A 9469-nucleotide genomic window follows, 5' to 3' on the forward strand; every position below is an offset into this window, starting at 1 on the left:
GTGGACGTGCGGGAGGACCCGGTGCGGGTCTACGAGTCGTGTCTGGGTTTCGCGCCGCCCGCGGTCGAGATACTTGGGCCGCACCGGCGCATGTGAGCGCCCCCGCCCCGGCGCGGCCGCCCCCCCCCCCGCGCGCAGGTGGCCGAACTGCCGCGTGGTGGCGTCGGTGACGGTGCTCGACTTGGCGTGCCCGTAGTTCGCCGACGCGACGACGCCCGCCGTGCCGGAGACGTTCGGGTTCGCGCTGCCCGGCGAGGCCAGGCCCGGGGCCTTGACGCCGACGCCCCAGCCCGAGCCGCGGCCCTGCCCGGCGGTGACCTTCTCGGAGCCGGCGATCGTGTGCTCCACGTCGACGCCGTCGTTGACGACCCGGTCGAACTTCGGCTCGCCCGCCTTCGCGCGCAGCGTGACCTGGTAGGAGTCCTTGCCGAACGTGCCGGGCTGGTGCACCAGCAGCGGCACGCCGCCGTCCAGCGCGCTGTCGATCATGGCCTGCACCGAGGCGGGCGAGGAGAAGTCGACCAGGCGCTGGAGGTTGTTCATCGAGTCCTTGAGGACCGAGTCGGGCACCAGCGGGCCGCCGAACCGCTTCGACGTCTTCGCGTTCACCTGCGAGACCAGGTCGTCCACCGCGGCGGACAGGTCCGGCACCCGGTCGACGGCGGACAGGCCGAGCGAGCCCGGCTCGTCCTTGGCGAGCGTCTTCGGCGGGGCCATCGCGCCGAAGTCCGGCGACTTCACCGTCGGCGCGACGTTCGGCAGCACGCCCAACTCACGCGCCACGTCCTCGCTGACCCGCACGAACACCGACTTCGGCAGCTTCACCGTCGCGCCCTCGGCGCGCGGCGTGCCGCCGTGCACGACGTTGCCCGCCCGGCTCTCGCCGACGATCGTCACGTCCGCGTCGAGCTGGATCAGCACGGTCCGCGCGTCCGCCGGGGTCACGACGTTGCGGTCCACGCTGCCGCCGACCTCGCGCGCGTCGGACTTCGAGTCCGCCCACGGCGTGTACTTGCCGACCGCGGCCACGCCGCCGGCGCCGCTCGTGGGCGTCGGCTCGCCGGCGGGCGGCGGGGTGGTGTTCGGCCTGATCGGCACGTTGACGCCGGCGGTCAGGTCGACCGATCGGCTCGTGGACGACGCGTCGCCCGCCTTGTAGCCGCCGGTGAGGGCGTTCTCCGTGCCGGTGTCGTCGGCGATCGACACGAGCTTCGGGTTGCCCAGGGTCATCGCCATGCCGACCGAGCCGGTGCGGTCGGTGACGCGCCGGTCGTACCGGAGGCCCTGCTCCTGCATGCCCGTCTCGACGAGCTTGCGCAGGTTCGCCTTGATGTTCTCCGGGCTGAACATCCGGTCGATCTGGTTGCGCGACTCGGTGCCCGGCACGGTGAGCGCCGAGTCGCCGTTCGCCGCGCGGTTGAGCGCGTCGATCGCCTGGTCGCGCAGCGCGGTGGTGTTCGCGACGGCCTCGACGTGCAGGAACTCCGGCGGCTTCGGCCGGGTGCGGTCGGTCAGCAGGTCCTTCACCGACGGCGCGTCGGTCAGCCTCGTGACCTGCGGGTCGCCCGGCTTGAAGCCCTGGGGGTCCACCTTCAGGGTGGAGCTGTCCGACACCCAGAGGTTCACCTTGCCGCTGATCGCGGGCAGGATCTCGGGGTTGTTCGGCGCGTTCGGGTCGAGCGACGCGCCCACGGTGCGCGCCACCACGCGCGGCTGCGGCGCGTGCTGACCCGGCAGGCCGGGCGTCACCCGCTGCACCCAGGAGCGCGGCCGGGTGAACGTGGTGATCTCGACCTCGAACTCCACGTCGCCCTGGAACACCTGGGCGTTGGGGCTGCCGACGTTCAACGACGTGGAGTTGACCGCGGGGCCGCCGGTGTTCTTCACCGTCCACGAGTGGTTGTACTTCGCGCCGAACTGCGGGGTCGGCGTGAGCGTCGCGTCCGCGGTCTTGGCCGGGATCACCACCTTGCCCTCGACGCCGCCGCTCCAGCCCTTCGTGGTGGCGGTGGCGCTGTCGAGCCTCGGGCCGCTCGACGACGCGTCGCGCACGTTGCGGGCGTCGGCCTGGCCGAGGTGCCGGGTGTCGGACAGCTTCGCCTTGACCGTGATGTTGACGTAGGTGTTGGTCGTGGCGTCGGAGTTCTTCAGCCGGACGGTGACGCCCGGACCGAGCAGGCTGTCCATGTTCGACTTCAGCGCGGTCGGCGACAGCTGGTTCAGCGCCCGCTGGTTGGCGAGCTGCCGGGCCACGTCCGCGAAGCGCTGACCCTTGCCGCTGCGCGGGTTCGCGTTCGGGTCGTTCCAGTTCGGCAGGAAGTCCCGGAAGCCGTCGACGTTCCTCAGCGCGGCCTCGACCTGCGCCTGCACCCGGCTCGCCGGCTCGAAGTCGCCGACCCGCGCGTTGCCCGCGGCGAACGCGGAGTCCAGGTAGGGCGGCGCGTGGCGGGGCGTGTCGGTCGGCTTCGTGGTGCCCTTCTGCGTGCCCTCGGGCACCGGCAGGTTCAGCGCCGCCGCCTCCGGCAGCCCCAGCCGCAGGTAGGTGGTGACGGGCACGGTGACGTTCGCGCCGCTGGGCGTGCGCACCTCGACGTCGGCGGTCACCTTGTAGAGGCCGGTCTGGCCCTTGAGCTGGATGCCGGACTTGTGCGCGGTGTTCGTGCCGGCGTTCGAGCTGTCCGCCGTGCGCGCCGAGTACGTGGCCGTCGTGCCGACCTGGCCGCCGAGCACGCCGGCCTGGCCGATGTTGCCGCCGAACCCGGCGGTGGCGTCGAACCCGGTCTTCGTGGTCGCGGTGACGCCCGTGCCGAACGAGGTCGAGTCGTGCAGGCGCAGCTGGGCCGAGTCGTGCACGCCGACCAGCTCGGCGTCCTTCAGGGTCGCGTGCGCCTGGACCGCCGCGCCCTTGCTCGCGTGCGGGCTGACCAGGTCCGGCGAGGTCACCCAGCCGGTGAGCATCGCACCCATGTTGTCGCGCAGCGTGGTGGGGCTCAGGAAGGTCTGGAGCGCCGTGCGGCCCGGCGAGCCGATCTTGGTGATCGACGGGTGCAGCTTCGCCGCGACGTCCGAGAACGCCTTGGTCGAGTCGACGTTCGTGACGGCCTCGGGCACGGCGTGCTCGATGCGCGCGCCCCAGTCCGCGCTCGGGGTGTCCGGGTTCGCCGCGAGCGTCGGGTTCGAGTCCGCGATGGTCGACAGGTCGTCCGGGATCTGGAGGGTCACGTCGACCGGGCCGCTCGGGTCGGAGTCGACCGTGATCGTCGGCTGGACGTTGCCGTGCGCGTCGGTGAGGGTGATCCGGTAGGCGACCGGCACCTGCGCCGTGGTCGAACCCTCGCCGGAGCGGATGATGCGCTGGTCGGCGGTGGAGGTCGAGGCGGTGGTGCTCGTCGCCGGGGTGGCGAGCTGGGCCTTGCCGCCGAGCGAGCCGTAGGGGCCGGTCGCGACGCCCGCCGTGGCCGCCGCGCCGACGTCGTTCGCCGTGGCCAGGGTGGTCGTGGTGGAGGTCGCCGTGCCGCTCTGGGCGGTCATGTCGACCTTGGTGGTCGTGGTCGGCGTCGTGACCGCCGCGGCCGGGTCGGCCGGCGGCATCATCGTGGCCTGGACGTTGGCCTCGAACCAGTTGTTGCCGATCTTGACCTGGAAGTCGCGGCCGTGGCCGAGGAAGGACTCGAAGTCCGAGGTCAGGGCGGTCTCGATGGCCGCCTTGTCGTCGGCGCGCAGCCCGGCGACGGCTTCCGCGACCTTCGCCGCGCCCCGCACCTCGACCGGGGCGATCGTGCCCAGTGCCTGGTTGTCCTGGAAGAAGTCGGGGAGGTTCTTCGAGGTGAGGACCGGTCCGGGGGTGGGCGGGCTGATGGTGGCCATGGGGATGACCGGGTTCGGCGTGGGCCGCCACCGCGGGCGCGGCGCGTTGGGCGGCTGCACGTCCGCGTCGGTGTCGAGGTCCCTGGAGCGGCTGTCGGTCCCGGGCGCGCTCGGGGCCGCGGTGGTGGGGACGTCGGGCGTCGGCGCGGGCCGGGTTGCCGGGGCCTCGGGCGTCGGGGCGGGCCTGGTGCCGGGGACCTCGGGCGTCGGAGCCCCTCGGGTGCCCTCGACGACGGGACCGCCGACCGGCCCGGCGGCGGGACCGGTGTGCGGCGTGTAGGTGCTGCGGCCGTTCGGGCCCTGGACCGCGTCGACGTGGATCGGGTCCACGGCGGGCAGGTCCTTGCCGAACGGCGTGTAGGTCGTGGTCCGGCCGCCCGGGTGGTGCACCACGATCGGCGTGCGGAGCTGCGTCGCGAGCGCCTGGGCGGCGATGTGGTCGGCGTTCGCCGCGCTCTCGGCGTCGGCGCGCACCTGGTCCGGGTCCGGCACGTCGGGCAGCGGGCCCTTCTCCGCCGGCCCACCGTCCGGGTGGGTGTCGGGGCCCGCCATCACGTCGCGCGACACCGCGTCGGGGATCTCCGTCATGGTGGACGGGTCGAAGCCCGGGTTCGGACCCGGTTGCAGGACCGAGTTGACGAGGTCGCCGTTGGTGGTCGGGTGGTCCGTGACGAAGTCCGAGAGCTGCTCGCGCACCTCGATCTCGGCCTCGGCCGCCTTCTTGGCCGGGCCCTTGAGCTTGCCCGTGTCCGCGCTCAGCGACGACACGTAACCCGTCACGTCGTTGCGCAGCTGCGCCGGGTCGACGCCCCGCACCTTGCCCACGGCGTCGTACAGGCCGTTCGGGGCGGGCGGTCGCGTGGACGGCAGGTTCGCGATGTTGTTCATCGCCCCGAACCTGCGCTGCATCGACGCTTCCGGGCCGGACATCGCGGTGTTGACGCCCGCGACGGTCTTGACGATCCGGCTGCTCTGGTCCAGGCCCGCCATCACGTCCGGGTGGCCCGGCACGCGCGTCGACATCGACTGGTCGATGTCGTGCCCGCGACCGACGCCCAGGTCCTTGGCGACCTTGGCGACCTCCTTGAACTGCGGCCCGGTCGTCGGCTGGGGCGGCGGCGCGCCCGGGTCGTCCTTGGGCGGCGACGTGATCGCGGGGTTCGGGTTGAGCTGCGGGTTCGGGTCGGCACCGAGGTTGGTGGGGTCGCGGTTGATGCCCGCGAGGTTCGGGAACTTGTCCCGGAAGCCGCCCAGGCTGGTGCCGCTCTTGTCGTTCTTCGTGTCGAAGAAGCGGTCCGCGACGCCGCCCAGCGGGGCGTGCGACTGGGGGAGCGTGCCCTTCTTGGCGTAACCGAGCGCGATGCGCGTCAGGTCCGTCTCGACCGCGCCGCCCTTGAAGTCGGAGATGAACGCCTGGGTGCGGATCGGGTGGCTGTAGGTCTGGGCGTCGACCGCCAGCTGCGACAGCCGGGCGTCCTTCCGGTCGGCGATGTCGGCGTCGGTGTCCGCGGTGACGTCGGCGTCCATGTCGACGTCGGTGTTGGCGTTCGCCTCGATGTCGGCGATCTGCTGGTCGTAGATGGAGCCGATCTCGTGGGCGAAGAAGTTGTTCAGCGACCGGCCGAGCATGGAGAACTCCGCGCCGCCGTCGCCGAACCGCACGTTCGGGTCGACCATCGGCGCGATGCCGTCGAAGAACAGGTTCGGCTCGGGCGTGTACGGCAGCATCGGGCTGGTCTTGGCCTGCTCGACGCGGGCGTCCATGTCCTGCGTGATCTGCCGGGCGAAGTCGCTCTTGAACTTCTCCGCGTCCGCGAGCTTGGCCGCGGCCTTCTCCAGCCTGGCGATCTCGGCCAGGTCGGGGTTCGGCTGGGCCTGGAGCTTGGCGATCGTGGCGACCCGCTTGGCCTCCACGTCCCGGACCAGCGCGTCGAGGTCCGGCGGCGTCCGGTAGCCGCCGCTGAACATCAGCGGGCGGGCCGGCGGCAGGCCGTCGGGGTTCGCCATGCTGTCGATGACGTGGTTGAAGATGTGCTGCCCCGACGGCACGTTGCGCGAGCCCTGGTCGAAGTCCTGCACCGCGATGTAGGGGTGGTTGCCGTTGTTCGCCATCGCCGAGATCGCGAACTTGTTCGGGGTGCTGTCCAGGGTCGTGTTGCGCATGGTGCCGTACGGCAGGTTGTCGCTGGACGGCATGTCCCAGGTGAAGCCGGTCAGCGCCACCGGGACGTCGATGCCCGCGAGCACCGGTTCCAGCTCGGCCAGCTTCGCCTCGACCTGCGCCTGCGCGTCCGGGTTGTCGTCGCCGCGGGTGTTCACCCCGATGACGAACGCGACCTTGCCGTCGAGGCCCTGCGCGCCCGCCGTGATCTGGCCGACCACGTCCCTGAGGGAGTTCGCGTCGATGTCGCTGATCGGCACGATGGCGTTGACGACGAAGGCGACCGGCCTGTTGTTGTTGACGTTCGCCTCCAGGTCGGCCAGGTAGCCGCCCGGCGTGGGCTGGTGGACCGGCTTGCCGTTGGCGAGGTTCGCGAAGGCGTCGTTGAACTTGGTCGTGGCGTCGCTGCGGAGGTCCACGACCGGGCCGGTCACGTCGGTGACGGTGTCGGCGTCGGGCATGTCCACGTCGGCCGCCGCGTCGAGCGGGGCGTTGACGTCGCTGTCCCACGTCACCCCGGCCGTCGGGTCGACGTCGAGGTCCATGCCCTGGGTGGACGGCTGCTGCGCGGGCGGGACCTGGCCGGACGAGCCCGGCACGTCGTCCGTGCGGGGGCGCTTGGACGTGTCCTGGACGTCGGTGTCGACGTCCATCTCGCCGTCGAAGTCGAGGTCGGCGTCGGCTTCGCCGTCGCGCTTGCGCTTGCCGCCGCTCGGCGCGGGCCGGCTGCCGGGGACGTCCGGCGGTGTCGCGTTCGGGTTGGGCGCGTTCGGGCCGGGGGTCGAGGGGTTCGGGGCCGGCGCCGTGGTGACCGGCGTCGTGGTCGTCGCCGGGGGCGTGATCGTGGGGCCCTGGTCGTCGAGCCGCGTGTCCGGGACCGCGACCTGGCTGTTGGCCGCGCGCTCGACCAGCCACAGGTGGCGGGGGCGCAGGCCGGGGTCGGGGCCGAGGATGTCGCGGCCCATCATGCCGCCGTCGTCCAGGTGCACGCCGGAGGCGGTGGTGTGCTGCTGGAAGACGCGGGTGGAGTCGGTGTACTCGTCCGGGACGCCCAAGTAGTGCAGGGTCTCGTGGGCGAGGAGGTTGGCGCTCGCGTTCGGGTTCCAGTGGGTCTGGTCGGTGCCGGTGTTGCCGACCTCGATGACGGTGTGGGCGTCCTTGGGGTCGGTGGTGAACTCCAGGTTGAGGTGGAACTGGTCGCCGCTGGGGAGGCGGAAGCCCTGGTTGAGCAGGCTGTCCACGCCCGCCTTGGCCTTGGCCTGCACGTCCGCGATGGTCTGCGCGTCGACATCCGGGTCGGCGCCCGGCTTGAGGTGGACCTTGACCGTGTAGTCCTGCACGAACTTGCCGGGCGCGACCTCGATGCGGCGCAGGTCGTAGTTGATCAGGCCCTGGTAGGACTTGATCCTGCCGGGCGTGCTGTCGGTGGTGACGTCGGCGACCACCGTGTTCACGGTCTTGACGTGCGCGTCGGGACGGCGGTCCTTCCACGCGTCGGGGGACGTGGGGTTGTCGGGCGCGAACCAGTCGGCGGTCTTGGCGGGGTCGTGCCGCCACGACTCGTCGGCGAGGACGTCCTTGCCGGGGTGTGCGGCGGGAGGGTCCAACTTGGGCGGCGCGCCGCCGCTGCGGACCTTCGGTTTGGCGTTCGACGGGGGTGGCGGGAGGGGCGGGGCGACGGGCGGCGCGACCACGCCGACCACCGGGGGCTGCGCCTGGCCGTCCGGCGCGGGTCGGGTCTTGGTGTCGGCCGGCGCCGGGTCGGTGGACGGCTTGGGGGAGGGCGACGTGCCGGGGGCGGGCGGGGAGGCCGGGGCGGGGGCGGCGGCGTGCGGCGGCGTGCCGGGGGTGGGCGTGCCGGGGATGGGTGGCGCAGTGGTGGGCTGCGCAGTGGCGGGCGGTGCCGTGGCGGCCGGCGGGTTGGCCGGGGGTGCGCCCGGGGGAGGCGTTGCGGCAGGCGGGGTCGGCGCAGGCGGGGTCGGCGCAGGTGGAGTCGGGGCAGGTGGAGTCGGGGCAGGCCGCGTTGCCTCCGGCGGGGCGGAGATCGGCTGCTTCGACGCCGGCGGTGCCGAAGCGGGCGGCGTGGCAGGCGGTGGCGAAGCGGGCGGGGTGGAGACCTGGGGTGCCTTCGCGCCTGGTGGGGCGGTGGTCGGTTGGGCGGTCGTCGGCTGGTTGGTGGTCGGCGCGCTCGCAGTCGGAGGGGTGGCAGGCGGAGGGGTGGCAGGCGGAGGGGTGACAGGCGGGGTGACCTGTGGGGAGTTGACCGGCGGGGTGCTGATCGGCGGCGTGCTGATCGGTGGGGTGGCCGGCTTCGGCTGAGTGGTCGGTGGCACCTGGGATGCCGCCGGGGCGGACTTGACCGTGCCGTCGCCTGCCGGAGGCTTGGGCGCGTCGAACACACCGCCCGGACCGCTCGGCTTGGCGGTTCCGCTCGTGCCACTCGCGGTCGGCGGGGCGGTTGCCGGGGGAACGGCGGCCGGAGGAGTCGAGACCGGCGGAGTTGACACCTGTGGCGTCGAAACCGGCGGCGTTGAAACCGGCGGCGTCGACACCTGTGGCGTTGACCCCGACGGCGTTGACACCGGCGGTGTCGAGACCGGAGGCGGCGTGAGGCCGGGGGTGCCGACCGTCGGCCTGGGTGCCGGTGGCGGGGTGGACGGGGAGGTCGGCGGGGCCTTGGTGATGGTCCCGTCGGCGGCGGGGGCCTTGGGGGCGTCGAAGGTGCCCTTGCCGGGGCCGCCGGTGAACTTGCTCGACCGGTCCGTCCCGGTGCTCCCCGCAGCCGGCGGGGCCGCGGCCGGTGCGCCCGCCACCGGGGGCGCGCCCACCGGCGGGGTGCCGGTCGACGGGACCCCGGCGGCCGGCTTGGGCGTCGTCGGCGGGGCCGTGGCCGTGCTCGGCGGCGGGGTGGAGGTCGTCGTCGGGGGCGGGGTGGAGGTCGTGGGTGCGCCCGGCGCGCTGACGCTCGGGGCCGCCGGTGCGCTGATCGTCGGCTTGGGCGCGGGCGGCGGGGTGGACGAGGAGCTGGGCGGGGCCTTGGTGATGGTCCCGTCGGCGGCAGGGCCTTTCGGGGCGTCGAAGGTGCCCTTGCCGGGGCCGCCGGTGAACTTGCTCGACCGGTCCGAACCACCGGCCGCACCCGGTGCCGCTCCACCCATCGGCCCGCCCGCCATCGGGGGCGGGGTGGACGCGGGCGTGCCGCCCAGGCCGGTGGTGAGCTTCGACGCCGCGGCACCCGCGCCGGGCTGCGTGGACACCCCGGTCACCGGGGCCGTGCCCGGCGTCGGGCCGCCCTTGACGGTCGGGCCGCCGCCCGGCACCGCACCCGTCGAGGCACCGGGCACGCCGGTGGTCCCGCGCGTCCCACCGGGGTTCGCGCCGGACGCGCCGGGCAGGTTCGTGATCGGTCCGACCGAGGCTCCGCCGCCGGTCTTGCCCCCG

General features: G+C 73.5%; 2 pseudogenes. One reads left to right on the plus strand and one right to left on the minus strand.

Annotated features, from left to right (window positions below):
- A pseudogene (locus ACFXGA_RS32760) lies at positions 1–7722 on the minus strand (hypothetical protein); the annotation flags it as partial.
- A gap of 625 nt (positions 7723–8347) precedes the next feature.
- Here ACFXGA_RS32760 and ACFXGA_RS32765 point away from each other — a divergent pair.
- Positions 8348–9469: pseudogene (locus ACFXGA_RS32765) on the plus strand (hypothetical protein); the annotation flags it as partial.

It is taken from the genome of Actinosynnema sp. NPDC059335 (assembly GCF_042752395.1).
Classification (GTDB): Bacteria; Actinomycetota; Actinomycetes; order Mycobacteriales; family Pseudonocardiaceae; genus Actinosynnema.